Source organism: Enterobacter cloacae complex sp. HYC042_NIDB (assembly GCF_056673315.1).
Genome location: NZ_CP109650.1, coordinates 547242 through 571019, shown reverse-complemented (window position 1 = coordinate 571019; position 23778 = coordinate 547242). Strand labels below are relative to the sequence as shown.

Below are 23778 nucleotides of genomic sequence, written 5' to 3'. Positions count from 1 at the left end.
GAGAGGGAGAACAGATTAAGGAGCCAACATGCAAACCATCACCCTCCCGCCGCCGAAGCGCAGCTGGTTCTCGCTCATAAGCTGGGCCATCCTGCTGGCGGTACTCGTTATCTCCTGGAAGGGCGCGGAGATGGATCCGCTGCTGCTCTTCAAAGATTCCGGCAACATGGCGACCTTCGCCGCCGACTTCTTCCCGCCGGATTTCAGCCAGTGGCAGGACTACCTCAGCGAAATGGCGATCACCCTGCAAATCGCCGTCTGGGGCACCGCCCTCGCCGTCGTTCTCTCCATTCCGTTCGGCCTGATGAGCGCCGAGAACATCGTACCGTGGTGGGTTTACCAGCCGATGCGTCGCCTGATGGACGCCTGTCGCGCCATCAACGAAATGGTCTTTGCGATGCTGTTCGTGGTCGCCGTTGGCCTGGGTCCGTTCGCCGGCGTGATGGCACTGTTCATCCACACCACCGGCGTGCTCTCCAAGCTGCTCTCGGAAGCGGTCGAAGCCATCGAGCCCGGCCCGGTGGAAGGTATTCGCGCAACCGGCGCCAACAAAATCGAAGAGATCCTCTACGGCGTCCTGCCGCAGGTGATGCCGCTGCTGATCTCCTACTCGCTGTACCGCTTCGAGTCCAACGTTCGCTCCGCCACCGTAGTCGGTATGGTGGGCGCAGGCGGGATTGGCGTCACCCTGTGGGAAGCGATTCGCGGTTTCCAGTTCCAGCAAACCTGCGCCCTGATGGTGCTCATCATCGTCACCGTCAGCCTGCTGGATTTCCTCTCTCAACGCTTGCGTAAGCACTTCATCTGATTAGCGAGGCTTTGATTGGTATGCACTTATCCAGACATCCGACCAGTTACCCTACCCGCTGGCAAGAGATTGCGGCCAGGCTCGAAGTGGAGCTGCGCACGCATTACCGCTGCGGTGACTACCTGCCCGCCGAGCAGCAGCTTGCCGACCGCTACGAAGTGAACCGCCATACCCTGCGCCGCGCCATTGACCAGCTGGTGGAGCGCGGCTGGGTCCAGCGCCGTCAGGGCGTCGGCGTGCTGGTGCTGATGCGCCCGTTTGACTACCCACTCAACGCCCAGGCGCGTTTTAGCCAGAACCTGCTGGATCAGGGTAGCCATCCGACCAGCGAAAAGCTGCTCTCGGTACTGCGCCCGGCCTCCCGCCACGTGGCGGACGCGCTCGGGATTCAGGAGGGTGACAACGTCGTACACCTGCGTACGTTGCGCCGGGTCAACGGCGTGGCGGTCTGCCAGATTGACCACTACTTCGCGGACCTGGCCCTCTGGCCCGTGCTGCAACATTTCGCCAGCGGTTCCCTGCATGATTTCCTTCAGGACGCGACGGGTATCGCGCTCAAACGCACCCAGACGCGCATCAGCGCCCGCCGCGCGCAGGCGAAAGAGAGCAAGGTGCTGGAGATCCCCAATATGGCCCCGCTGCTCTGCGTGCGCACCCTCAACCACCGTGACGGCGAGATTAACGCGACGGAATACTCCGTCAGCCTGACCCGCGCCGACATGATTGAATTCACCATGGAGCACTGAATGCACTTCGACACCTCCACCCGACAGCGCTGGATGCGCGTGCTGGCCCATAGCCAGCCTGCTGCGCTGGCCGCCCGCATGAACGCACTCGGCCTGACGCCGGACTACGACACGATCCGCGCGCCGGAGATCGGCCTGGTGCAGATCCAGGCACGCATGGGCGGCACCGGCGAGCGCTTCTTCGCCGGCGATGCCACCCTCACCCGCGCGGCTATCCGCCTTAACAGCGGCACGCTGGGTTATAGCTACGTACTTGGGCGAGACAAAACGCACGCCGAGCGCTGCGCGGTGATCGACGCGCTTTTACAGGAACACCCGCATTTCCAGACGTTAATGGAAACCCTTATTGCCCCGCTGGAAGCCGACCGCGCCGCACGCCTTGCCGCGCGTCAGGCCGAAGTGAACACCAGCCGGGTCGACTTCTTTACGCTCGTTCGCGGAGACAACGCATGACGCTTCAACCTGCTTTTACCCTGGCCGTCCAGGATGCCCAACAGAGTTTCCGTCGCCTGCTGAAGGCCATGAGCGAGCCGGGGGTGATTGTCTCCTTGCACCAGCTCTCGCAGGGCTGGCTGCCGCTGAACCTCGCCTCCACCAGCGTGCTGCTGACGCTGGCGGACAACGACACCCCGGTATGGCTGTCAGGCGCATTGCTGAACGATATCGCCAGCCAGAACCTGCGCTTTCACACCAGCGCGCCGCTGGTCGATCAGCCCCAGCAGGCGGTCTTTGCCGTCGCCGACGAACAGATCAGCCATGAACAGCTTAACGCCCTGAGCGAAGGCAGCGCCGTCGCACCGGAAACCAGCGCCACGCTGATTTTGCAGGTCTCCAGCCTGAGCGGTGGCCGCATGCTTCGCCTGACGGGCGCAGGCATCGCCGACGAGCGGATGGTCGCGCCTCAGCTACCGGAGTGCATCATCCATGAGCTGACCGAGCGCCCGCACCCGTTCCCGCTCGGCATTGACCTGATCCTGACCTGCGGCGAGCGCCTGCTGGCAATCCCGCGGACTACCCACGTGGAGGTGTGCTGATGTACGTAGCCGTCAAAGGAGGCGAAAAGGCGATCGCAGCCGCCCATGCGCTGCAGGCGCGCAGACGACGGGGCAATGAAAAGCTTCCCGAGCTGAGCGTCGCCCAGATTGAGCAACAGCTTAACCTCGCGGTTGACCGCGTGATGACCGAGGGCGGCGTTGCTGACCGCGAGCTTGCAGCGCTGGCGCTGAAGCAGGCCAGCGGCGATAACGTGGAAGCCATCTTCCTGCTGCGTGCCTGGCGCACCACCGTTCCCCGTCTGGCAGTCAGCGAGCCGGTGAACACGGCGGAAATGCGCCTGGAGCGCCGAATCTCTGCCGTTTATAAAGACATTCCCGGCGGCCAGCTGCTTGGCCCGACTTACGACTACACCCATCGTCTGCTGGACTTCACGCTGCTGGCGAACGGCGAAGCCCCAACGCTCAGCACTTCAGACGTCGAACAGGAACCGTCTCCGCACGTCTTCAGCCTGCTGGCAAACCAGGGGCTGGCGAAAGCGGAAGAAGACACTGGCGCCACGCCGGACGACGTCACCCGCACGCCGCCGGTCTACCCGTGCTCACGCTCGTCCCGCCTGCAACAGCTGATGCGCGGCGACGAAGGGTATCTGCTGGCGCTGGCCTACTCCACACAGCGCGGCTACGGGCGCAACCACCCGTTCGCGGCAGAGATCCGCAGCGGCTATCTCGACGTCGAAATCGTGCCGGAAGAGCTGGGTTTTGCGGTGAACGTCGGCGAACTGCTGATGACCGAGTGCGAAATGGTCAACGGTTTCGTCGCGCCAGAGAATGAAGACCCGCATTTTACCCGCGGCTACGGGCTGGTGTTTGGCCTCGGCGAGCGCAAGGCGATGGCGATGGCGCTGGTTGACCGCGCCCTGCAGGCGCCGGACTACGGCGAGCACATTGCCGGCCCGGCGCAGGACGAAGAGTTCGTGCTGGCCCACGCGGACAACGTCGAGGCCGCAGGCTTTGTCTCGCACCTCAAGCTGCCGCACTACGTCGATTTCCAGGCCGAACTGGAACTGCTGAAACGCCTGCAACGGGAGCGCGCCAATGGCTAACTTAAGCGGCTACAACTTTGCCTATCTGGATGAGCAAACTAAACGCATGATCCGCCGCGCCATTTTAAAAGCGGTGGCTATTCCGGGCTATCAGGTGCCGTTTGGTGGCCGTGAAATGCCGATGCCGTACGGCTGGGGCACGGGCGGCATTCAGATCACCGCCAGCGTGATTGGCGAAGCGGACGTGCTGAAGGTTATCGACCAGGGCGCGGACGATACCACCAACGCCGTGTCGATCCGCAACTTCTTTAAGCGCGTGACGGGCGTCAACACCACCGAAAAAACCGAAGACGCGACGCTGATCCAGACCCGCCACCGCATTCCGGAGACTCCGCTGACGGAAGATCAGATTCTGATTTTCCAGGTGCCGATCCCGGAGCCGCTGCGCTTTATCGAGCCGCGCGAAACCGAGACCCGCACCATGCACGCGCTGGAAGAGTACGGGATCATGCAGGTCAAACTGTATGAAGACATCGCCCGCTTCGGCCATATCGCCACCACCTACGCCTACCCGGTGAAGGTCAACGGGCGCTACGTCATGGACCCGTCGCCGATCCCAAAATTCGATAACCCGAAGATGGACATGATGCCTGCCCTGCAACTCTTTGGTGCCGGACGTGAAAAACGCATCTACGCGGTACCGCCGTATACGCGTGTCGAAAGCCTGGATTTCGACGATCACCCGTTTACGGTGCAGGAGTGGGACGAGCCGTGCGCCATCTGCGGATCCAAACACAGCTATCTCGATGAAGTGGTGCTGGACGATACGGGCAAACGGATGTTTGTCTGCTCCGACACCGATTACTGCCGCCAACAGAGCGAGGCGAACGGCCAATGAAACCGCTGCTTTCGGTTAATAACCTGACCCACCTTTATGCGCCGGGAAAAGGCTTCAGCGACGTGTCGTTCGAGCTGTGGCCGGGCGAAGTGCTGGGCATTGTCGGCGAGTCCGGCTCCGGCAAAACCACCCTGCTGAAGTCCATCTCCGCGCGCCTGACGCCGCAACACGGCGAGATCCTGTATCAGGGACGCTCCCTCTACGACATAAGCGAGGCCGAGCGCCGTCGCCTGCTGCGCACCGAGTGGGGCGTGGTGCATCAGCACCCGATGGACGGCCTGCGCCGTCAGGTGTCGGCGGGAGGCAATATCGGCGAACGGCTGATGGCCACCGGCGCGCGCCACTACGGCAACATCCGCGCCACCGCACAGCACTGGCTGGAGGAGGTGGAGATCCCCGCCTCGCGCATTGACGACCTGCCAACCACCTTTTCCGGCGGTATGCAGCAGCGTTTGCAAATTGCCCGCAATCTGGTCACCCATCCAAAGCTGGTGTTTATGGATGAACCCACCGGCGGGCTGGACGTCTCCGTGCAGGCCCGCCTGCTCGACCTGCTGCGCGGCCTGGTGGTGGAGCTGAACCTGGCGGTGGTGATTGTCACCCACGATCTGGGCGTTGCGCGCCTGCTGGCGGACCGCCTGCTGGTGATGAAGCAGGGTCAGGTGGTGGAAAGTGGGCTGACCGACCGCGTGCTCGACGACCCGCATCATCCATACACCCAGCTGCTGGTGTCCTCGGTATTACAGAATTGAGAGGCCAACATGATCCACGTTGAAAATGTCAGTAAGACCTTTGTGCTCCACCAGCAAAATGGCGTACGCCTGCCGGTGCTGCAAAACGCCTCGTTAGAGGTGAGTCAGGGTGAATGCGTGGTGCTGCACGGCCACTCCGGCAGCGGTAAATCGACCCTGCTGCGCTCCCTGTACGCCAACTATTTACCGGACGAAGGCCACATCCACATCCGCCATAACGAAGAGTGGGTCGATCTGGTTCAGGCCCCGGCGCGCAAGGTGCTGGAAGTGCGCCGCTCAACGATCGGCTGGGTCAGCCAGTTCCTGCGGGTGATCCCGCGGATCTCCGCCCTGGACGTGGTGATGCAGCCCCTGCTGGATCTCGGCGTGCCGCGCGAAACCTGCGCCGCCAGGGCCGCCAGCCTGCTGACGCGCCTCAACGTGCCGGAGCGCCTGTGGCACCTCGCCCCGTCGACCTTTTCCGGCGGCGAGCAGCAGCGCGTGAATATCGCGCGCGGGTTTATCGTCGACTATCCGATTTTACTGCTGGATGAACCCACCGCCTCGCTCGACGCTAAAAACAGCGCAGCGGTGATAGCGCTGATCGAACAGGCCAAAGCGCGCGGGGCGGCGATCGTCGGGATCTTCCACGACGACGCCGTCCGCAATCGCGTGGCGGACAGGCTGCACCCGATGGGGACAAACGCATGATTATCAATAATGTCAGGCTGGTGCTGGAAAATGAGGTCGTGAAGGGTTCGGTTGAAATCCAGGACGGCGTCATCCGCGCCTTTGCCGAAACCCAAAGCCGTTCTCCTGAAGCGATGGACGGCGACGGCGGCTGGCTGCTGCCGGGGCTGATTGAGCTGCATACCGATAATCTGGATAAATTCTTCACCCCGCGCCCGAAGGTGGACTGGCCCGCCCATTCGGCGATGAGCAGCCACGACGCGCTGATGGTCGCCAGCGGCATCACCACGGTGCTGGACGCGGTGGCGATCGGCGACGTGCGCGACGGCGGCGATCGTCTGGAAAATCTGGAGAAGATGATCAACGCCGTGGAGGAGACGCAAAAGCGCGGCCTCAACCGCGCCGAGCACCGCCTGCACCTGCGCTGCGAGCTGCCGCACCACACCACCCTGCCGCTGTTTGAAAAGCTGGTCGGCCGCGAGCCGGTCTCGCTGGTTTCGCTGATGGATCACTCCCCGGGACAGCGCCAGTTCGCCAACATTGAAAAATATCGCGAATACTATCAGGGCAAATACTCGCTCAACGACGCGGAGATGGCGCGCTACGAAGAAGAGCAGCTGGCGCTTGCGGCACAATGGTCGCAGCCGAACCGTCTCTCCATTGCCGCGATGTGTCGGGACCGCAACATTGTGCTGGCCAGCCATGACGACGCCACGCACGATCACGTACGGGAATCCCACCAGCTTGGTAGCGTGATCGCCGAATTTCCCACCACGTTCGAAGCGGCTGAAGCCTCCCGCAAACACGGCATGAACGTGCTGATGGGCGCGCCGAACATCGTGCGCGGCGGATCGCACTCCGGCAACGTGGCGGCAAGCAAACTCGCTTCCCTCGGCCTGCTGGATATCCTCTCGTCTGACTACTACCCCGCCAGCCTGCTGGACGCGGCCTTCCGCGTTGCAGACGACGAGGACAACCGCTTTACGCTGCCGCAGGCGATTCGACTGGTGACGAAAAACCCGGCCAGCGCGCTCAACCTTCACGACCGCGGTGAGATTGCCGAAGGCAAACAGGCAGACCTGGTGCTGGCGCACCGCAAGGGCGAGCACGTTCATATCGACCACGTCTGGCGTCAGGGAAAAAGGGTGTTCTGATGGGAAGACTCATCTGGTTAATGGGCCCGTCCGGCTCCGGGAAGGACAGCCTGCTGTCGGCGTTACGGCAGCTTGAACATTCACAGCTGCTGGTGGCGCACCGCTACATTACCCGCGCGGCGAACGCTGGCAGTGAAAACCATATCGCCCTGAGCGAGCAGGAGTTTTTTACCCGCGCCGGGCAAAATCTGCTGGCGCTGAGCTGGCACGCGAACGGCTTTTATTACGGCGTCGGCATCGAGATCGACCTCTGGCTGCACGCGGGCTTCGACGTGCTGGTTAACGGCTCGCGCGCACATCTGCCGCAGGCAAAAGCCCGGTACGAAGCGGCGCTGCTGCCGGTCTGTTTGCAGGTTTCTCCGGATATTCTGCGCAGCCGCCTGCAAAGCCGGGGGCGCGAAAATGCGCGTGAGATCGACCAGCGGCTGGAACGTGCGGCGCGCTACACCCCGTCGGGCTGTCACGTCCTCAATAACGACGGAAGTTTGCTACAGTCAGTCGAGACCTTTTTATCGCTTATTCGCCAGAAGGAGAGACAGCATGCCTGACTGCCAGCTTCGCCCCGCCACCGCCGACGATGCGCAAATTGTTTACGCCCTGATCTGTGAACTGAAGCAGGCAGAGTTCGATCACCAGGCGTTTCACGCCGGATTTCTGGCCAACCTTCAGGATCACAACATGCGCTACCAGCTTGCCGAGCTGGACGGACAGGTCGTCGGCATGATCGGCCTGCACATGCAGTTTCACCTGCATCATGCCCGCTGGATCGGCGAGATCCAGGAACTGGTGGTGATGCCGCAGGCGCGCGGGTTAAAGATTGGCAGCCAGCTGCTGGCCTGGGCGGAAGACGTAGCACGAGAGGCGGGCGCGGAGTTGACCGAACTCTCCACCAGCGTGAAGCGCACGAACGCCCACCGCTTTTACGTTCGTGAGGGATATACGCAGAGCCATTTTCGATTCACCAAACCGCTGTAGAGGTGCGTTATGAGTCTGACCATCACGTTAACGGGAACCGGAAGCGCCCAGCTGGTCCCGGTCTTTGGCTGCGACTGCGCGGCGTGTCGCAGGGCGCGTTTGCAGGACAACTATCGCCGTCGCCCCTGTAGCGCGGTGGTCAAATTCAACGATGCAGTCACCCTGCTGGATGCGGGCATTCCGCACCTGATGGACGACTGGCCGGCGGGCAGCTTCCAGCAGTTTTTACTCACGCACTATCATATGGATCACGTCCAGGGGTTATTCCCCCTGCGCTGGGGCGTGGGCGCAACCATCCCGGTCTACGGCCCGCCGGATGAAGCGGGCTGTGACGACCTGTTTAAACACCCCGGCATTCTGGATTTCAGCCACACGGTCGAGCCGTTCGTGATGTTTGAGCTGCAGGGGCTGCGGGTCACGCCGCTGCCGCTAAACCATTCAAAACTGACCTTCGGGTATCTGCTGGAATCGGCCCATAGCCGCGTGGCGTGGCTTTCTGATACCGCCGGGCTGCCGGATAAAACGGTGACGTTTCTGCTCAACAATCAGCCACAGGCGATAATCATCGACTGCAGCCATGAACCGCGTCCGGAGACGCCGCGCAACCACTGTGATTTAAATACGGTGATGGCCCTGAACGAGGTGATTGGCTGTCCGCAGGTGATCCTGACGCACATTAGCCATCGGTTTGACGCATGGATGATGGATAACCCGCTGCCGGACGGCATTGAAGCGGGATATGACGGGATGGTACTGGTGCTGGATTAGGTTTTCTCCCTCTCCCGTGGGAGAGGGTTGGGGTGAGGGCAACAGGCCGCACTTAGCCGCGATCGTAATCGTCTTCCAACCTGCGCTCATCTTCTTCTAACCGACGCCTGTCGTCGTCCAGCTGGCGCTGACGCTCGTCTAAGCGGCGGCGTCTGTCTTCGAGCTGCCGACGACGATCGTCGTACTGTCGGCTGTCGATTTGACGGCTGCGGTCGTAACGATCGTCGTCATCGTCATTACGGCTGCTGCTGGGGTTGTAGGCATCGTTGATCGCCTGCTGAATGTTGCCAATGGCGTCATCAATCACATCGGCATGCGCCAGTTGGCTGGTTAAAGTCAGCAGACCAAATAACAGGACGGTAGAGTAACGTTTCATAAGGCCAGACTCGCAGGGGAACTGGCCTTACGGTAATGAATGGCTGGGAACCGGGGTAGCGGAGGAATCTCAAATTACCATCACCTTCCGCAGCGCCTGCGCCAGCTGCTGGCGGGTAAACGGCTTACGCAGTAACGGAACGTCCGGCAGCTGCAGGTTATGCACCGGGCGCAAATCCTGCCCGCTGATCAGCAGCACCGGAAGCTGCGGGTAATGGCTGCGCACATGGTTAATCACCTCGGCCCCGCTCAGGCTTCCGGGCAACATCAGGTCGCTGATGAACATACCAATATCCGGCGACGCCGCCAGCATGCTCAGGGCCTGCTCGCCGCTGTCCGCTTCGAGCGTCAGGTAGCCAAGCTGATGCAGCTGTTCGCACAGGGTCTGACGAACGTCCGCTTCATCTTCCAGCACCAGTACAAGCCGCTCGTTATCCACGGACGTTGTGGCAGCCAGCGCTTCATCCTCCGAAACGGCGGGCAGCGTCGAGCGCGGGAGGTGGAGCCGCACGGTCGTTCCTTGTCCCGGCGCGCTTTCGATCTCTACCCGCCCCCCGGACTGACGCACAAAACCGTACACCATCGACAGGCCCAGCCCGCTTCCGCTTCCGGTCTGCTTGGTGGTGAAGAACGGTTCAAAAACCCGGGATTTCACCTCCTGCGACATCCCGCTGCCGCGATCGATGACCTCCAGCGCTACCATATCCTGCCTGCGTCCGTCGCTGCGGGTCACGCGCTGGTTCCAGGTGCGAATTTTGATCGCCCCGCTCTGGCCTTCCATCGCATCCCGGGCGTTCATCACCAGGTTGATAATGGCGTTTTCCAGCTGGCTGACGTCAATCCACGCGGGCCATGCCGGGGTTTGCGCTTCAATCTCCAGGGTAAGCGTGGCGGGCAGCGAGTGGCGCATCAGTTCCCGAAGGTTTTCCAGCAGGGGCAGCATCTCTACTGCATGCGGCGTCAGGGACTGTTTGCGGGAAAACGCCAGCAACCGCTGGGTCAGCAGCGCGCCGCGTTCGGCTGCCTTCAGCGCACGGGTAATGCGCGGCGCGTCGTTTGATTCGGGGTCTGTCAGCTCAAGGCTGCCGATAATTACCGCCAGCAGGTTGTTAAAATCATGCGCCAGCCCGCCTGTCAGCTGTCCGACGGCCTTCATCTTCTGGCTGTGCAGCAGCGCCTCTTCCAGCCCCTGACGCTCGATGCGGTCGATCTCCATCTGCGTGGTTTTCTCTTTCAGCAGACGCGTGGTGTGCTCAAGCGAGGCGGTGTTGCGGGCAAAAACGTTAAACGCGCGCGCCAGCTCGCCCAGCTCGTCGCGCCGCTGCAGCGCAGGAACAGAAACATCCTGTTCACCGTGGGCAAGTCGCGACATCGCCCGGGAGATGGCCGTCAGGTTGGAGCCCAGATTGCGGTAGATATACCAGCAGGCGCAGCCGGTGATGATCAGCGCCAGCACGGCGAAGATGCTGATAAACACGCTGATGGATTGCAACTCGTGATGGCTCTGGGCCGTGCGAAGCCGGGAAGCCTGCGCCACCTGCTCAACGTACTGATTAATATCGCTATTAAGGATCGCCACCAGCGCCTTAATGTGGAACATATACCAGCTGATGGACAGATCGCTCTCCTCCAGCTGCTTCGACAGCGGGGCAAGCTTGCGCAGCTCGGCGTTAAAATCGGGCAGAACGCCCTCCACGACCGGCTGTATGGCGCTTCGGGGCAGCGTGGCGGTCACGGCGTCCAGTTGCTGAACGGTAGCACGCGGCGAAGGTGTATCAATCGCGGCCGCGATCAGCCGATCCATCTCCATCAGTTGCCGCGCGTCCGGCACGTTGCTGCCGAAGCGGCGGTTGATGTCCTGAAGATGGCGTAAATAGCTCTGGCTTTGATAGAGCGAGCTCAGCAGCGCGTTACGCTCAAGATGCCGCTTTTGCCCACGCTCCAGCATCCCCGTTACGCTTTGCTGTAATTCATTGCTTCTGCGAATAATCCGCGCCACCAGCGCCGGCTCCTGCTGCGCCAGCGGGGCATCCGCCAGCTGTTCCAGCGAGCGGCGCAGCGCCGTTTGCATCTGCTTCAGCCGCTCGGCCTCGCCTTTGTACTCCAGCGCCCCCACTACCTGCGAAAGCCGCACCGCCGCCGTTGCCACGTTGGCCGTGTCGCGCGCGAGGTTCATGCTCCCGGTCATGTCGTCCAGCGTTTGCTGTTGGACCTGCTCCTGGATCTGGCTGGCATGACGAAAGCCGAGCACCGCCACGCCGCTCACCATCAGCGTGACGGCGACCACCAGCAGGTTAAATATCAGCAGGCGACCGCGGGCGCTGGAGAAGAACGGGGGGCGTGAAGACATGTTGACTCCGTAACTGTGATCCACATTCGCTATTCATAACTATGACAAATATGAACAGCTTCTGACATTTTGCATTTACGCACCTGTGATGAAGTGCAGATATCGACATTCACAGGAGATCCGCCATGAGCAGAACCCCGGTTTTAGAGATGCGCCACATTGCCAAAACCTTTGGCAATTTCCACGCGCTCAAGGGCGTGGATTTGACGGTCTTCCCCGGTGAGATCCACGCGCTGATGGGGGAAAACGGCGCGGGAAAAAGCACGCTGATGAAGATCCTCGCGGGGGCCTATACCGCCACCGGCGGCGAGATCCTGATCGACGGCCAGCCGTTTCACATCAAAGGGCCGAAGGACGCGCTGGCCGCAGGCATTACCCTGATTTACCAGGAGATGCAGCTCGCCCCCAATCTGACCGTCGCGGAAAATATCTTCCTCGGCAGCGAGCTGTCGCGCGGCGGGCTGGTGCAGCGCAAGGAGATGGCCGCCCAGGCGCAGGCGGTGATTGACCGTCTCGGCGCGCAGTTCAGCGCCACCGATCTGGTGATGAAGCTGACCATCGCCGAGCAGCAGCAGGTGGAAATCGCCCGCGCGCTGCACCGCAACAGCCGCATCCTGGTGATGGACGAACCCACCGCCGCCCTCTCCTCCCGCGAAACCCATCGCCTGTTCGAACTGATTTTGCGCCTGCGCGATGAAGGCATGGCGATTATCTATATCAGCCACCGCATGGCGGAAGTATATGAACTCTCTGACCGCGTGAGCGTTCTGCGCGACGGGCAGTACGTCGGCAGCCTGACGCGCGACAAGCTGAACGCGTCTGAACTGGTGAAGATGATGGTGGGCCGCCCGCTCAGCGATCTGTTCAACAAAGAGCGCGATATCCCTCTCGGCAGCCCGCGTCTCAACGTGCACCACCTCACCGACGGTAAAAAAGTGCAGCCATGCAGCCTGCAGGTGCGCTCCGGTGAAATCGTCGGGCTGGCGGGGCTGGTCGGGGCCGGACGCTCCGAGCTGGCGCAGTTGATTTTCGGCGTGCGCAAGGCCACCGGCGGGATGATTGAGGTGGACGGAGAGCCGGTGGTGATCCACTCCCCGCGCGCGGCAATTGAAAACGGGATTGGTTTTCTCACCGAGAACCGCAAGGAGCAGGGGCTGTTTCTGGAGCTGGCGGCGCAGGAGAACATCACCATGGCGACACTGGAGCGCGACGCCACCTTCGGCATGCTTAACCGCAAAAAAGCCCAGTCCATTTCCGATGACGCTATTGCCCTGCTTAACATCCGCGTGCCCCATTCTCAGGTGCGCGCGGGCGGGCTCTCCGGCGGCAACCAGCAAAAGCTGCTGATCTCCCGCTGGGTGGCGATTGGCCCGCGCATTCTGATTCTCGACGAACCCACGCGCGGGGTGGACGTCGGTGCCAAAAGCGAGATCTACCGCATCATGAACCAGATGGCGCGCAAGGGGGTGGCGATTCTGATGATCTCCAGCGAGCTACCGGAAGTGGTAGGCATGAGCGACCGGGTGTACGTAATGCGGGAAGGCAGCATTGCGGGTGAACTGCACGGGCGCGACATCTCTCAGGAAAATATTATGACGCTGGCAACCGGCGTGAACGACACACATCATCAGGCGGTGCAATCATGACAACTCCAACCCATCCGCAGCAGGTGGCGAAATCCGCCTCCGCCAAAAAAATGCTGATGAGCGATCTGATGCAAACGGTCGGCATTTTGCCGATTTTAATCCTGATTGTGGCGGTGTTTGGCTTTATCGCCCCAAACTTCTTTACCGAAAGTAACCTGCTCAACATTACCCGTCAGGCGTCGATCAACATCGTGCTGGCGGCGGGGATGACCTTCATCATTCTGACCGGCGGGATTGACCTCTCCGTGGGCTCGATTCTCGGCACCACGGCGGTGGCGGCGATGGTGGTCTCGCTTATTCCTGAATTCGCGATGCTCTCCATACCGGCGGCGCTGATGCTCGGCATGGTGCTGGGGCTGTTCAACGGCGCGCTGGTGGCCTTCGCCGGGCTGCCGCCGTTTATCGTCACGCTTGGCACCTATACGGCGCTGCGAGGCGCGGCGTATCTGCTGGCGGACGGTACCACGGTGATTAACTCCAGCATCAGCTTCGAGTGGATCGGCAATAACTATCTCGGCCCGATTCCGTGGCTCGTCGTCATTGCCCTGGCGGTCATCGCTATCTGCTGGTTCATCCTGCGCCGCACCACGCTCGGCGTTCATATCTACGCGGTCGGCGGCAACATGCAGGCGGCGCGCTTAACCGGCATCAAAGTCTGGCTGGTGCTGCTGTTTGTCTACGGCATGAGCGGCCTGCTCTCCGGCCTCGGCGGGGTGATGAGCGCCTCGCGCCTCTACAGCGCCAACGGTAACCTCGGCACGGGTTACGAGTTGGATGCGATTGCGGCGGTGATCCTCGGCGGCACCAGCTTCGTCGGCGGGATCGGCACGATCACCGGCACGCTGGTGGGGGCATTGATCATAGCCACCCTCAACAACGGCATGACGCTGATGGGCGTCTCCTACTTCTGGCAGCTGGTGATCAAAGGGGCGGTGATCATCATAGCGGTGCTAATCGACAAATACCGTACCCGACATCATCAAAGTGCATAACAACAATACCCTACAAGCGAGGAAGACAAGATGCGTTTGAAACCCTTAGTGACCGCGCTCTGTGCTGGCGCGCTGCTGGCCGCAACGCCGTTTGCGCAGGCAAAAGATCTGAAGTCCATCGGCGTGACGGTGGGCGACCTGGCTAACCCGTTCTTCGTGCAGATCACCAAAGGTGCCGAGCTGGAAGCGCGCAAGCTGGCTGGCGATAACGTCAAGGTGACGCTGGTTTCCAGCGGTTACGATCTGGGCCAGCAGGTGTCGCAGATCGATAACTTCATCGCCGCGAAGGTGGACATGATCATCCTCAACGCTGCGGATTCCAAAGGGATCGGCCCGGCGGTGAAGCGGGCCAAAGAAGCGGGGATCGTGGTCGTGGCGGTGGACGTGGCGGCGGAAGGGGCCGATGCGACCATCACCTCCGATAATACTCAGGCGGGGGAAATGGCCTGTAAGTACATTACCGACCGCCTGAAAGGCAAAGGCAACGTGGTGATCATCAACGGACCGCCGGTCTCCGCGGTGCAGAACCGCGTGGAAGGCTGCCAGACGGAATTCAAAAAACATCCGGACATCAAGGTGCTCTCGGACAACCAGAATGCCAAAGGCAGTCGTGAAGGCGGGCTGGAAGTGATGACCTCCCTGCTGGCGGCCAATCCGAAGATCGACGGCGTATTCGCGATTAACGATCCGACCGCGATCGGCGCCGATCTGGCGGCGAAACAGGCCCAGCGCAACGAGTTCTTTATCGTCGGCGTGGACGGTTCCCCGGACGGTGAAGAGGCGCTGAAGCGCGAAAACTCCCTGTTTGTGGCGACCCCGGCGCAGGATCCGCAGGTGATGGCGGCGAAGGCGGTGGAGATCGGCTATGACATTCTGCAGGGCAAACCCGCGCCGAAAGAGCCTGTGCTGATCCCAGTGACGATGATCGATAAAAAGAACGTCGGCACGTATAAGGGGTGGACGGTTAAATGATCCTTTTCCCTCTCCCACAGGGAGAGGGAACTGTTTTCAAGGAGTCCCCATGAAACGCTCCGACATCAATGAAATCCTCGGCCACACGCGGCAGTTCTTTTCCATGCACGACGTGCATCTCCCGCCGTTTGCCAGCTTTCCGCCAACCAAATGGCAGCAGCTTGATCGGGCCGCATGGCAGGAAGTGTTTGACCTCAAGCTCGGCTGGGACGTGACCGCTTTCGGCGGCAACAGCTTTGCCGCGCAGGGTCTGACCCTGTTTACCCTGCGCAACGGCTCCCCCAACGGCGTGCCGTATGAGAAATGCTACGCCGAAAAAATCATGCACGTGCTCGACGGCCAGGTGACGCCGATGCATTTTCACTGGCGCAAGCGGGAAGACATCATTAACCGGGGCGGCGGGAACCTGATTATTGAGTTATGGAATGCCGGGATGCATGAGGAGACCGAAAACACCGACGTGACCGTCACGATTGACGGCTGTCGGCAAACCCATGCTCCCGGCAGCCAGCTGCGCCTCACACCAGGGGAAAGCATCTGTCTCACGCCCGGTCTGTATCACAGCTTCTGGGGCGAACGCGGCTTTGGCGACGTGCTGGTGGGCGAAGTGTCGTCGGTGAATGACGACGAGCACGACAACCACTTTTTGCAGCCCGTTGCCCGCTATAACAACATCGAAGAAGACGAACCGGCGGTGCTGGTGCTGTGCAACGAGTACAACCTGTTTCGGAGATAAGGAGTGAATGATGCCACTGATTTCTCTTGCCGACGGTCTTGAGCACGCCAGGAAACATCGCTACGCGCTGGGCGCGTTCAACGTGCTCGACTCCCATTTCCTGCGCGCGCTGTTTGCCGCCGCAAAGCAGGAACGTTCGCCGTTTATCATCAACATCGCCGAAGTGCACTTTAAGTATGTTTCCCTGGATTCGCTGGTCGAAGCGGTTAAGTTCGAAGCCGCCCGTCACGATATTCCCGTGGTGCTGAATCTCGACCACGGTCTGCATTTCGAGGCCGTCGTGCGCGCCCTGCGCCTGGGGTTTAGCTCGGTGATGTTCGACGGCTCGACGCTGAGCTACGAGGAGAACATTCGCCAGACCCGGGAAGTGGTGAAGATGTGCCACGCGGTGGGCGTCTCGGTGGAGGCGGAGCTGGGCGCGGTCGGCGGGGATGAAGGCGGCGCGCTGTACGGACATGCGGATGAAGCGTTCTTTACCGACCCGCAGCTGGCGCGGGAGTTTGTCGATAAGACCGGCATCGACGCGCTGGCGGTCGCCATCGGCAACGCGCACGGCAAATACAAAGGCGAGCCGAAGCTCGATTTCCCGCGCCTGGACGCCATTCGTCAGCAGACGGGGCTGCCGCTGGTGCTGCACGGCGGCTCCGGGATTAGCGATGCCGACTTCCGCCGCGCCATCGAGCTGGGCATTCATAAAATCAACTTCTACACTGGCATGTCGCAGGCCGCGCTCGCCGCCGTTGAGCAGCGTATGGCGAACCGCCAGCCGCTGTACGATGAGTTTGCCGAACTACTGCTGGGGATAGAAGAGGCGATAACCGATACGGTCGCCGAGCAGATGCGCATCTTCGGCAGCGCGGGGCAGGCATAATGGAACGCAAAGGCATCATCGCCGCAGGCAATATGCTGGTGGATCACGTTCACCAGATCGTGCAGTGGCCGGAGCGCGGCTGGCTGGCGGAAATCACCCACAGCGAACGCTCCACCGGCGGCGCGCCGCTCAACGTGCTGCTGACGCTGGCGAAAATGCACGCCGGCCTGCCGCTGCAGGCGGTGGGGCTGATCGGGGAAGACGGCGACGGGGATTACATTCTGGCGATGCTCGACCAGTACCACGTCAACCGCCAGCGCGTGCAGCGCACCACCTTCGCCCCAACCTCCATGTCGCAGGTGATGACCGATCCCAGCGGGCAGCGCACCTTTTTCCACTCGCCGGGTGCCAACCGTCTGCTGGATCTTCCCGCCTTCGATCGTCTCGATGGATCGATGAAGATCTTCCATCTCGGCTACCTGCTGCTGCTCGACAGCCTGGATATGCCGGATGACGAGTTTGGCACCCGCAGCGCGCGGCTGCTGGCGCAGATGCGCGAGCAGGGGTATGAAACCTCCCTTGACCTGGTGTCCCGCAAGGGCGACCCGCGATACCAGCCGCTGGTGCTCCCTGCCCTGCGCCATCTGGATTATCTGGTGATTAACGAGCTCGAGGCCGGTGAGTTTAGCGGGCTGGAGATGCGCGACGCCGACGATGCCCTGAACATCGCCCATATCGCCGATGCCGCGGCGCAGCTGCTGGCGGCAGGCGTTCGTCAGCGGGTGGTGATCCACTGCCCGGAAGGGGCATGGGGTGAAACACCGGGAGAAGCAGGCCGATGGGTTCCGTCGTGGAAGCTGGAGCAGAACGAGATTATCGGCAGCGTCGGCGCGGGCGATGCGTTTTGCGCGGGCTTTTTATACGGCTGCCATGAATCGCTGCCGCTGACAGAAAGTATTTATCTGGCGCACGCCTGCGCGCGGGCAAGCCTGCTGGCGGCCAATGCGATTGACGGCGCGAAAACGCTGGCCGAGCTGCAGCTGTTTATTAAAGAGAATACTTAGGCCGCTTTCTCGCTATGAGACACATCGGCGGCAAAAACGTAGCCCAGACCGCGCATGGTTTTGATGAGCTTAGGCTGATGCGGGTTGACCTCGATTTTTCGCCGCAGGCGCATGATCAACACGTCAATCGTGCGGTCGAATACCTCGGTACTTTCGCTGTGGGTGAGCTCAAGCAGCTGCTCGCGGCTCAGTACCCGGCGGGCATTTTGCGTGAGCGCCAGCAGCAGGCCATATTCACCCTGAGTCAGTGGCACGGCGTTACGCTGCGGATCAATCAGTTCACAGCGGGTGGTGTCCAGCGTCCAGTCGTTGAAGGTTATCCCCGCCGCACGTGGCATCGGCGCTTCGGCTGCCAGCGCTCCGGTACGACGCAGCACGGCCTTAACGCGGGCCACCACCACGCGTGGATTAAACGGTTTGCCAATATAATCGTCAGCCCCCATCTCCAGCCCCACCACCACGTCTGATTCACTGCCCAGCCCGGTTAACATGATCACCGGTAGCGCCGGGCGCTGCTTTTGCAGCTGCAGCAAAACCTGCAGGCCGTTGATGTCCGGCAGCATCATATCCAGCAGAACAAGGGCGATAGCCGGCTCCCGTTGGACCTGCCGCAGCGCATCCTGGCCGTTGTGGCAGACAAGCACGCTAAAGACGTGCTCGCTCAGCACATCCTGCAGCAGTTCACACACTGCCATATCGTCATCAACCACCAGAATCGCCGGTTTCATCATATGCTTCCGTCAGGGGATTATGTTAAGTCTGAACCATTCTGCCGTCGGCTCCAGTGAAATGAATTTTTCCGTGACGGAAATTCAACCCATGTCACATCCGCCGCTCATTCGACACGTCAATTTTGACGATTGTCTGCTTTTCGTCAGGGATTTCGCCGTGAATGCACCGTAAAGCCGGTGAGTAACCCCACTAAAAACATGGCATAGAAGCTGCATTAGTCGGTGCGAAAGATTTGATTAACTGGAGCAGACTGATGAAAAAAGTCGTCACGGTTTGCCCTTATTGTGCCTCAGGTTGCAAGATCCACCTGGTGGTCGATAACGGCAAAATCGTCCGGGCGGAGGCCGCGCAGGGGAAAACCAACCAGGGCACGCTGTGCCTGAAGGGGTATTACGGCTGGGATTTTATTAACGATACACAAATCCTCACCCCGCGCCTGAAAAACCCTATGATCCGCCGCGAGCGCGGCGGCAAGCTGGAAGCCGTCTCCTGGAACGAGGCGCTGGATTACGTCGCCACGCGCCTGAGTGCCATTAAGGCCAAGTATGGCCCGGATGCCATTCAGACCACCGGCTCCTCACGCGGGACCGGGAATGAAACCAACTATGTGATGCAAAAATTCGCGCGCGCCGTTATTGGTACCAATAACGTCGACTGCTGCGCTCGCGTCTGACACGGCCCATCGGTTGCAGGTCTGCACCAGTCGGTCGGTAACGGCGCAATGAGTAATGCTATCAACGAGATAGATAACACCGATCTGGTGTTTATCTTCGGTTATAACCCAGCGGATTCTCACCCTATCGTCGCGAACCACGTGATTCGCGCTAAACAGAACGGGGCGAAAATCATCGTCTGCGATCCGCGCAAAATCGAAACCGCGCGCATTGCGGATATGCACATTGCGCTGAAAAACGGCTCGAATATCGCGCTGTTGAATGCGATGGGGCACGTCATTATTGAGGAGAACCTGTACGACCAGGCGTTTGTCGCCACGCGTACGGAAGGTTTTGAAGAGTACCGGAAAATTGTCGAAGGCTACACGCCGGAGTCGGTAGAGGCGATAACCGGCGTGAGCGCGCAGGAGATCCGCCAGGCGGCACGGATGTATGCCGGAGCGAAAACCGCCGCCATCCTGTGGGGCATGGGCGTGACCCAGTTCTACCAGGGCGTGGAAACCGTGCGCTCCCTGACCAGCCTCGCGATGCTGACCGGGAATCTGGGCAAAGCGCACGTCGGCGTTAACCCGGTTCGCGGCCAGAATAACGTCCAGGGTGCCTGCGACATGGGCGCGCTGCCGGACACGTATCCAGGCTACCAGTACGTGAAGTACCCGGAAAACCGCGAGAAGTTCGCGAAGGCCTGGGGCGTGGAGAGCCTGCCGGCACACACCGGCTATCGCATCAGCGAGCTGCCGCACCGCGCGGCGCACGGTGAAGTGCGGGCGGCCTACATCATGGGTGAAGATCCGCTCCAGACCGACGCCGAGCTGTCTGCGGTGCGCAAAGGCTTTGAGGATCTGGAGCTGGTGATTGTCCAGGATATCTTCATGACCAAAACCGCGGCGGCGGCGGATGTGATTCTCCCGTCGACCTCCTGGGGCGAGCATGAAGGCGTCTATACGGCGGCGGACCGCGGCTTCCAGCGCTTCTTTAAGGCGGTCGAGCCGAAGTGGGATTTGAAAACGGACTGGCAGATCATCAGCGAAATCGCCACCCGCATGGGCTACCCGATGCACTACAACAACACCCAGGAGATCTGGGACGAGCTGCGGCATCTGTGCCCGGACTTTTATGGGGCAACCTATGAAAAAATGGGTGAGCTGGGCTACATCCAGTGGCCGTGCCGGGACGAGTCGGAGGCCGACCAGGGGACGTCGTATCTCTTTAAAGAGAAATTTGACACCCCGAACGGGCTGGCGCAGTTCTTCACCTGCGACTGGGTTGCGCCGATCGATAAACTCACCGACGAATACCCGATGGTGCTCTCTACCGTGCGTGAAGTAGGCCACTACTCCTGCCGTTCGATGACCGGCAACTGCGCCGCGCTGGCGGCGCTGGCGGACGAACCGGGCTACGCGCAGATCAACACCGCCGATGCGGAGCGCCTCGGCATTGAGGATGAAGCGCTGGTGTGGGTGAATTCGCGCAAAGGCCGCATCATTACCCGCGCGCAGGTCAGCGACCGTCCAAACAAAGGGGCGGTCTATATGACCTACCAGTGGTGGATTGGTGCCTGTAACGAGCTGGTGACGGAGAACCTCAGCCCGATAACCAAAACGCCGGAGTATAAATACTGCGCCGTCAACGTGGAGCCGATTGCGGATCAGCACGCGGCGGAACAGTATGTGATCGACGAATATAACAAGCTGAAAGCACGGCTGCGTGAAAGCGCAATGGGTTGAAGCCGTTAATTAATCGTTGAATAAAGGGAGTGAGTTATTCACTCCCTTTTTATTTCCGCTTAAAACATTAAAAAATATCAATTATTATTCTGGAAAGCGGCTCGCAAAATAATGTAATTCGCGCAGAACAGAATTACATCTTTGCATTTTAATTCAGAAGGATAAGATGTGCGGCGGGTGCTTAAGACTTTCTGTCTTGAGCATTGTTGAGGGACAGAAAGTGGAAAGCCCCGGGAAATTTTCATTCACCCGAGGCTACCCCTCAACTACCAACAGGTTGAGAGTAGCCTCTTATTCTTTTTTTGACAAGGAGTAAAAGGCATGACGCCATTAAAAACTGCGTTAGGCATCGTCTTTACTATCTGCCTGACGATAGTGATATTTACCTTTATTACTCGCGGTAGACTCTGCGAGTTTTCAATAAAGAGTGAACATCAGGAGGTGGCGGCGAAATTAGCCTGCGTGGCAGGCTAACCTCTACGGGCGAAACCACGGTTTCGCCCGGCTTGTGGGATGCTAAGGTCTTAATGCACCCATTTTTTTCTTTTACTACCGCGATTATACTGCGCGGCGTGTACCCAGATGATAAGAATCCATGAAAGCCATTTTTCTGTTGTTGTTATTTTTTACGTCGTTCGCCCGCGCGGATGAGATAGGCAGCCAGTATCAGAAGCAGGCGGAAGCCGGCGATGCCCGCGCCCAGTATTATCTCGCCGATACCTACTTCAGCTCCGGTGACAGAAAGCAGGCAGCGCTGTGGGCCGAGAAAGCCGCGAAAGGCGGTGATGTCGACGCCATGGGGTTACTCTCGCAGATCCTCTTTACGCAGGGGGATTACGCTCAGGCTAAAGCGCTGGCACAGCAGGCCACCATCGCCGGCAGCAAGCGCGGCACGATTATGCTGGCGCGTATTATGGTGAACACGCAGGCGGGTAAAACCGACTATCCTCAGGCCATCAAGCTCCTGCAAACGGCGGCCGAAGATATCGACAACGACTCGGCGGTCGATGCGCAGCTGCTGCTGGGGCTGATTTATGCCAACGGCGTAGAGGTGCCGCAGGATGACGTACAGGCGGCGTCATGGTTTAAGCGCAGCTCGTCGCTGTCACGTACGGGCTATGCGGAATACTGGGCAGGAATGCTGTTCCAGCAGGGTGAGAAAGGCTTTATCACGCCGAATAAGCAGAAAGCGCTCTACTGGCTAAACCTGAGCTGTACCGAAGGGTTTGATACGGGGTGTGAAGAGTTTGATGCGTTGAGCGGAGAATAACGTGCCGGGTGGCGGCTTCGCCTTACCCGGCCTACAAAACCCGTAGGCCCGGTAAGCGCAGCGCCACCGGGCTTAGGATGTTACTGGTCAGCCGTCTTATCAAAACGACCCAGCACTTCGCGTTCATACGCTAGCGCTTTTTTACGGTCGAATTTGTGTTCCCACTTGGCGATAACCAGCACCGCCAGCGCGTTACCCACCACGTTCAGCGCCGTACGCGCCATATCGAGGATACGGTCCACACCGGCGATAAACGCCAGGCCTTCCAGCGGAATACCGACGCTGCCCAGCGTCGCCAGCAGCACCACGAAGGAGACGCCCGGCACGCCTGCGATGCCCTTTGAGGTCACCATCAGCGTCAGAACCAGTACGATCTCCTGCCACAGCGACAGGTCAATGCCGTACAGCTGCGCGATAAAGATCGCCGCAATACTCTGGTACAACGTCGAGCCATCCAGGTTAAAGGAGTAGCCGGTCGGCACCACGAAGCTCGTTATCGACGCTGGCGCACCGTACGCCTCCATCTTCTCGATAATGCGCGGCAGCACGCTCTCGGAGCTTGCGGTGGAGTACGCCAGAATCAGTTCATCCTTCAGGATACGGATCAGGATCCAGATACTCAGCCCGCACAGGCGCGCCACAATCCCCAGCACCACCAGTGCGAAGAACAGAATGGCGAAGTGCACCAGGATCACCAGCTTCGCCAGCGGCCACAGGGAGGCAAAACCAAAGTTCGCCACGGTCACGGCGATAAGCGCGAACACCCCAACCGGCGCGTAGCGCATCACCATGTGGGTCACTTTGAACATGGTTTCGGAGATAGAGCGGAATACGGTCACCAGCGGCTCACGGTGCGTTGCCGGCAAGGAGGAGAGACCCAGACCAAACAGCACCGAGAAGAAGATGATCGGCAGCATCTCGCCTTTCGCCATGGAAGCAATGATGTTGGTCGGCACCAGCGACAGGATAGTCCCCATCAGACCGTGGGAATGGCTCTGCACGTCAGCGGTGGTGCTTTGGTATTTCGAAATATCCACCGTCGCCAGCTGCGACATATCGATCCCGGAGCCTGGCTGGAATACGTTCGCCAGCGTTATGCCGAGGATAATCGCAACCGTGGTGATCACTTCGAAATAGAGAATAGTTTTCGCGCCAATGCGGCCTAACTGCTTCGCATCGCCGACGCCCGCGATACCGACCACCAGCGTCGAGATCACAATAGGCACCACAATCATCTTAATCAGATGAATAAAAATATCGCCTGCCGGAGAGAGCAGGTTCGCAATCAGCCACTCGCGGCTGTCGCTATGATAATGAAGATAACTGCCCAGCAAGATGCCCAGCACAAGGGCCAGCAGGATCTGCCAGGCCAGGCTGACTTTCAAATTTTTCATAGAAACTGACTTCCTCAATGAAATCTCCGCACCAGCAAAACTGCATGAATATGGAGACATACTGAAAGGGTATGAATTGTGTTGCGTTGGTTTATGGGATTTTTTAACGCGGCGTATGAGTATCATTTGCACGACCTGTTGCGCAAGCCTTAAAGAACGACGCATTTCACTATCAAAAGCGGTTATGACGCGAGTTTGTCATAATTCTGATAAATAACCTTTTGTTA

General features: G+C 60.1%; 25 protein-coding genes. 21 read left to right on the top strand and 4 right to left on the bottom strand.

From position 1 onward, the window contains the following. Positions 1-28: 28 nt before the first annotated feature. The 12 genes from phnE to phnP are packed head-to-tail and all read left to right on the top strand — an operon-like array spanning position 29 to position 8808. Entirely contained in the window at positions 29-808 is a 780-nt protein-coding gene (gene phnE, locus OKF39_RS02725) for a phosphonate ABC transporter, permease protein PhnE (protein ID WP_028015213.1), read from the top strand. A 20-nt stretch (positions 809-828) separates the two neighbouring features. After that, entirely contained in the window at positions 829-1554 is a 726-nt protein-coding gene (gene phnF / locus OKF39_RS02720) for a phosphonate metabolism transcriptional regulator PhnF (RefSeq protein ID WP_047366878.1), read from the top strand. Beyond that, positions 1555-2007, top strand: coding sequence for a phosphonate C-P lyase system protein PhnG (gene phnG, locus OKF39_RS02715; RefSeq protein ID WP_028015211.1), 453 nt, complete (start codon positions 1555-1557; stop codon positions 2005-2007). Continuing rightward, the gene (gene phnH / locus OKF39_RS02710; RefSeq protein ID WP_045630769.1) at positions 2004-2588 is read left to right on the top strand and encodes a phosphonate C-P lyase system protein PhnH; all 585 of its coding nucleotides are present in this window, start codon (positions 2004-2006) and stop codon (positions 2586-2588) included. Before phnG ends, phnH begins: the two co-directional genes overlap by 4 nt. Then, the gene (locus OKF39_RS02705; RefSeq protein ID WP_047366877.1) at positions 2588-3652 is read left to right on the top strand and encodes a carbon-phosphorus lyase complex subunit; all 1065 of its coding nucleotides are present in this window, start codon (positions 2588-2590) and stop codon (positions 3650-3652) included. Before phnH ends, OKF39_RS02705 begins: the two co-directional genes overlap by 1 nt. Continuing rightward, complete coding sequence (gene phnJ / locus OKF39_RS02700; protein WP_041911512.1) at positions 3645-4490, top strand: alpha-D-ribose 1-methylphosphonate 5-phosphate C-P-lyase PhnJ; 846 nt, start codon at positions 3645-3647, stop codon at positions 4488-4490. The genes OKF39_RS02705 and phnJ overlap by 8 nt, the downstream gene beginning before the upstream one ends. Then, entirely contained in the window at positions 4487-5242 is a 756-nt protein-coding gene (gene phnK / locus OKF39_RS02695; RefSeq protein ID WP_045261067.1) for a phosphonate C-P lyase system protein PhnK, read from the top strand. Before phnJ ends, phnK begins: the two co-directional genes overlap by 4 nt. A 9-nt stretch (positions 5243-5251) precedes the next feature. Next, positions 5252-5932: a phosphonate C-P lyase system protein PhnL gene (gene phnL, locus OKF39_RS02690; RefSeq protein WP_047366876.1), complete on the top strand. Its 681-nt coding sequence runs from the start codon at positions 5252-5254 to the stop codon at positions 5930-5932. Continuing rightward, a complete protein-coding gene (phnM, locus tag OKF39_RS02685) occupies positions 5929-7065 on the top strand; it encodes an alpha-D-ribose 1-methylphosphonate 5-triphosphate diphosphatase (RefSeq protein WP_479983445.1) in 1137 nt (378 codons plus the stop codon). The genes phnL and phnM overlap by 4 nt, the downstream gene beginning before the upstream one ends. After that, on the top strand, positions 7062-7613 hold the full coding sequence (gene phnN / locus OKF39_RS02680) for a ribose 1,5-bisphosphokinase (protein ID WP_479983790.1): 552 nt from the start codon (positions 7062-7064) through the stop codon (positions 7611-7613). Before phnM ends, phnN begins: the two co-directional genes overlap by 4 nt. Beyond that, a complete protein-coding gene (phnO, locus tag OKF39_RS02675) occupies positions 7606-8040 on the top strand; it encodes an aminoalkylphosphonate N-acetyltransferase (protein ID WP_100171240.1) in 435 nt (144 codons plus the stop codon). Before phnN ends, phnO begins: the two co-directional genes overlap by 8 nt. A gap of 9 nt (positions 8041-8049) precedes the next feature. Beyond that, positions 8050-8808, top strand: coding sequence for a phosphonate metabolism protein PhnP (gene phnP / locus OKF39_RS02670; RefSeq protein WP_063437691.1), 759 nt, complete (start codon positions 8050-8052; stop codon positions 8806-8808). Positions 8809-8860: 52 nt separating this feature from the next. On the opposite strand, the gene yjdP is transcribed toward phnP, so the two are convergent. After that, complete coding sequence (gene yjdP, locus OKF39_RS02665; RefSeq protein ID WP_028015201.1) at positions 8861-9184, bottom strand: DDRRRQL repeat protein YjdP; 324 nt, start codon at positions 9182-9184, stop codon at positions 8861-8863. 69 nt (positions 9185-9253) lie between these two features. Continuing rightward, positions 9254-11533, bottom strand: coding sequence for an ATP-binding protein (locus tag OKF39_RS02660; protein WP_479983444.1), 2280 nt, complete (start codon positions 11531-11533; stop codon positions 9254-9256). A 125-nt stretch (positions 11534-11658) separates the two neighbouring features. Here OKF39_RS02660 and OKF39_RS02655 point away from each other — a divergent pair, with 125 nt between their 5' ends. From OKF39_RS02655 to OKF39_RS02630, 6 genes are read left to right on the top strand one after another with little or no spacing between them, the layout of a single operon-like run. Next, complete coding sequence (locus OKF39_RS02655; protein ID WP_028015199.1) at positions 11659-13179, top strand: sugar ABC transporter ATP-binding protein; 1521 nt, start codon at positions 11659-11661, stop codon at positions 13177-13179. After that, positions 13176-14171, top strand: a complete 996-nt coding sequence (locus tag OKF39_RS02650; RefSeq protein ID WP_028015198.1) for an ABC transporter permease subunit — start codon at positions 13176-13178, stop codon at positions 14169-14171. Before OKF39_RS02655 ends, OKF39_RS02650 begins: the two co-directional genes overlap by 4 nt. Positions 14172-14201: 30 nt before the next feature. Beyond that, positions 14202-15143, top strand: a complete 942-nt coding sequence (locus tag OKF39_RS02645; protein WP_028015197.1) for an ABC transporter substrate-binding protein — start codon at positions 14202-14204, stop codon at positions 15141-15143. A gap of 49 nt (positions 15144-15192) precedes the next feature. Next, positions 15193-15879 carry a D-lyxose/D-mannose isomerase gene (locus OKF39_RS02640; protein ID WP_479983443.1) on the top strand — a complete coding sequence of 229 codons (687 nt, stop codon included), beginning with the start codon at positions 15193-15195 and terminating at the stop codon, positions 15877-15879. A 10-nt stretch (positions 15880-15889) separates the two neighbouring features. Further along, the gene (locus tag OKF39_RS02635) at positions 15890-16750 is read left to right on the top strand and encodes a ketose 1,6-bisphosphate aldolase (RefSeq protein WP_028015195.1); all 861 of its coding nucleotides are present in this window, start codon (positions 15890-15892) and stop codon (positions 16748-16750) included. Then, entirely contained in the window at positions 16747-17754 is a 1008-nt protein-coding gene (locus OKF39_RS02630; protein WP_182034418.1) for a carbohydrate kinase family protein, read from the top strand. The genes OKF39_RS02635 and OKF39_RS02630 overlap by 4 nt, the downstream gene beginning before the upstream one ends. On the opposite strand, the gene OKF39_RS02625 is transcribed toward OKF39_RS02630, so the two are convergent. After that, positions 17751-18482: a response regulator gene (locus OKF39_RS02625; protein WP_248187092.1), complete on the bottom strand. Its 732-nt coding sequence runs from the start codon at positions 18480-18482 to the stop codon at positions 17751-17753. The two genes, OKF39_RS02630 and OKF39_RS02625, sit on opposite strands and share 4 nt — an antisense overlap. Before the next feature lie 257 nt (positions 18483-18739). Between OKF39_RS02625 and fdhF the strand changes: the two genes are divergently transcribed. The 3 genes from fdhF (at position 18740) to OKF39_RS02610 (ending at position 22157) form a co-directional block, all read left to right on the top strand. Continuing rightward, positions 18740-20887: a formate dehydrogenase subunit alpha gene (gene fdhF, locus OKF39_RS02620; protein WP_080350978.1), complete on the top strand. Its 2148-nt coding sequence runs from the start codon at positions 18740-18742 to the stop codon at positions 20885-20887. 321 nt (positions 20888-21208) lie between these two features. Beyond that, positions 21209-21361, top strand: coding sequence for a Hok/Gef family protein (locus OKF39_RS02615; RefSeq protein WP_248204123.1), 153 nt, complete (start codon positions 21209-21211; stop codon positions 21359-21361). Between the two features lie 121 nt (positions 21362-21482). Then, on the top strand, positions 21483-22157 hold the full coding sequence (locus OKF39_RS02610) for a tetratricopeptide repeat protein (RefSeq protein ID WP_045261055.1): 675 nt from the start codon (positions 21483-21485) through the stop codon (positions 22155-22157). A gap of 80 nt (positions 22158-22237) precedes the next feature. Here OKF39_RS02610 and gltP read toward each other — a convergent pair whose 3' ends face one another. Next, complete coding sequence (gene gltP, locus OKF39_RS02605) at positions 22238-23551, bottom strand: glutamate/aspartate:proton symporter GltP (RefSeq protein ID WP_028015187.1); 1314 nt, start codon at positions 23549-23551, stop codon at positions 22238-22240. Between the last annotated feature and the right edge of the window lie 227 nt (positions 23552-23778).

Coding starts and splice junctions, on each gene's coding strand:
- phnE (WP_028015213.1), top strand. CDS start 29: ATGCAAACCATCACCCTCCCGCCGCCGAAGCGCAGCTGGTTCTCGCTC.
- phnF (WP_047366878.1), top strand. CDS start 829: ATGCACTTATCCAGACATCCGACCAGTTACCCTACCCGCTGGCAAGAG.
- phnG (WP_028015211.1), top strand. CDS start 1,555: ATGCACTTCGACACCTCCACCCGACAGCGCTGGATGCGCGTGCTGGCC.
- phnH (WP_045630769.1), top strand. CDS start 2,004: ATGACGCTTCAACCTGCTTTTACCCTGGCCGTCCAGGATGCCCAACAG.
- OKF39_RS02705 (WP_047366877.1), top strand. CDS start 2,588: ATGTACGTAGCCGTCAAAGGAGGCGAAAAGGCGATCGCAGCCGCCCAT.
- phnJ (WP_041911512.1), top strand. CDS start 3,645: ATGGCTAACTTAAGCGGCTACAACTTTGCCTATCTGGATGAGCAAACT.
- phnK (WP_045261067.1), top strand. CDS start 4,487: ATGAAACCGCTGCTTTCGGTTAATAACCTGACCCACCTTTATGCGCCG.
- phnL (WP_047366876.1), top strand. CDS start 5,252: ATGATCCACGTTGAAAATGTCAGTAAGACCTTTGTGCTCCACCAGCAA.
- phnM (WP_479983445.1), top strand. CDS start 5,929: ATGATTATCAATAATGTCAGGCTGGTGCTGGAAAATGAGGTCGTGAAG.
- phnO (WP_100171240.1), top strand. CDS start 7,606: ATGCCTGACTGCCAGCTTCGCCCCGCCACCGCCGACGATGCGCAAATT.
- phnP (WP_063437691.1), top strand. CDS start 8,050: ATGAGTCTGACCATCACGTTAACGGGAACCGGAAGCGCCCAGCTGGTC.
- yjdP (WP_028015201.1), bottom strand. CDS start 9,184: ATGAAACGTTACTCTACCGTCCTGTTATTTGGTCTGCTGACTTTAACC.
- OKF39_RS02660 (WP_479983444.1), bottom strand. CDS start 11,533: ATGTCTTCACGCCCCCCGTTCTTCTCCAGCGCCCGCGGTCGCCTGCTG.
- OKF39_RS02655 (WP_028015199.1), top strand. CDS start 11,659: ATGAGCAGAACCCCGGTTTTAGAGATGCGCCACATTGCCAAAACCTTT.
- OKF39_RS02650 (WP_028015198.1), top strand. CDS start 13,176: ATGACAACTCCAACCCATCCGCAGCAGGTGGCGAAATCCGCCTCCGCC.
- OKF39_RS02645 (WP_028015197.1), top strand. CDS start 14,202: ATGCGTTTGAAACCCTTAGTGACCGCGCTCTGTGCTGGCGCGCTGCTG.
- OKF39_RS02640 (WP_479983443.1), top strand. CDS start 15,193: ATGAAACGCTCCGACATCAATGAAATCCTCGGCCACACGCGGCAGTTC.
- OKF39_RS02635 (WP_028015195.1), top strand. CDS start 15,890: ATGCCACTGATTTCTCTTGCCGACGGTCTTGAGCACGCCAGGAAACAT.
- OKF39_RS02625 (WP_248187092.1), bottom strand. CDS start 18,482: ATGAAACCGGCGATTCTGGTGGTTGATGACGATATGGCAGTGTGTGAA.
- OKF39_RS02615 (WP_248204123.1), top strand. CDS start 21,209: ATGACGCCATTAAAAACTGCGTTAGGCATCGTCTTTACTATCTGCCTG.
- OKF39_RS02610 (WP_045261055.1), top strand. CDS start 21,483: ATGAAAGCCATTTTTCTGTTGTTGTTATTTTTTACGTCGTTCGCCCGC.
- gltP (WP_028015187.1), bottom strand. CDS start 23,551: ATGAAAAATTTGAAAGTCAGCCTGGCCTGGCAGATCCTGCTGGCCCTT.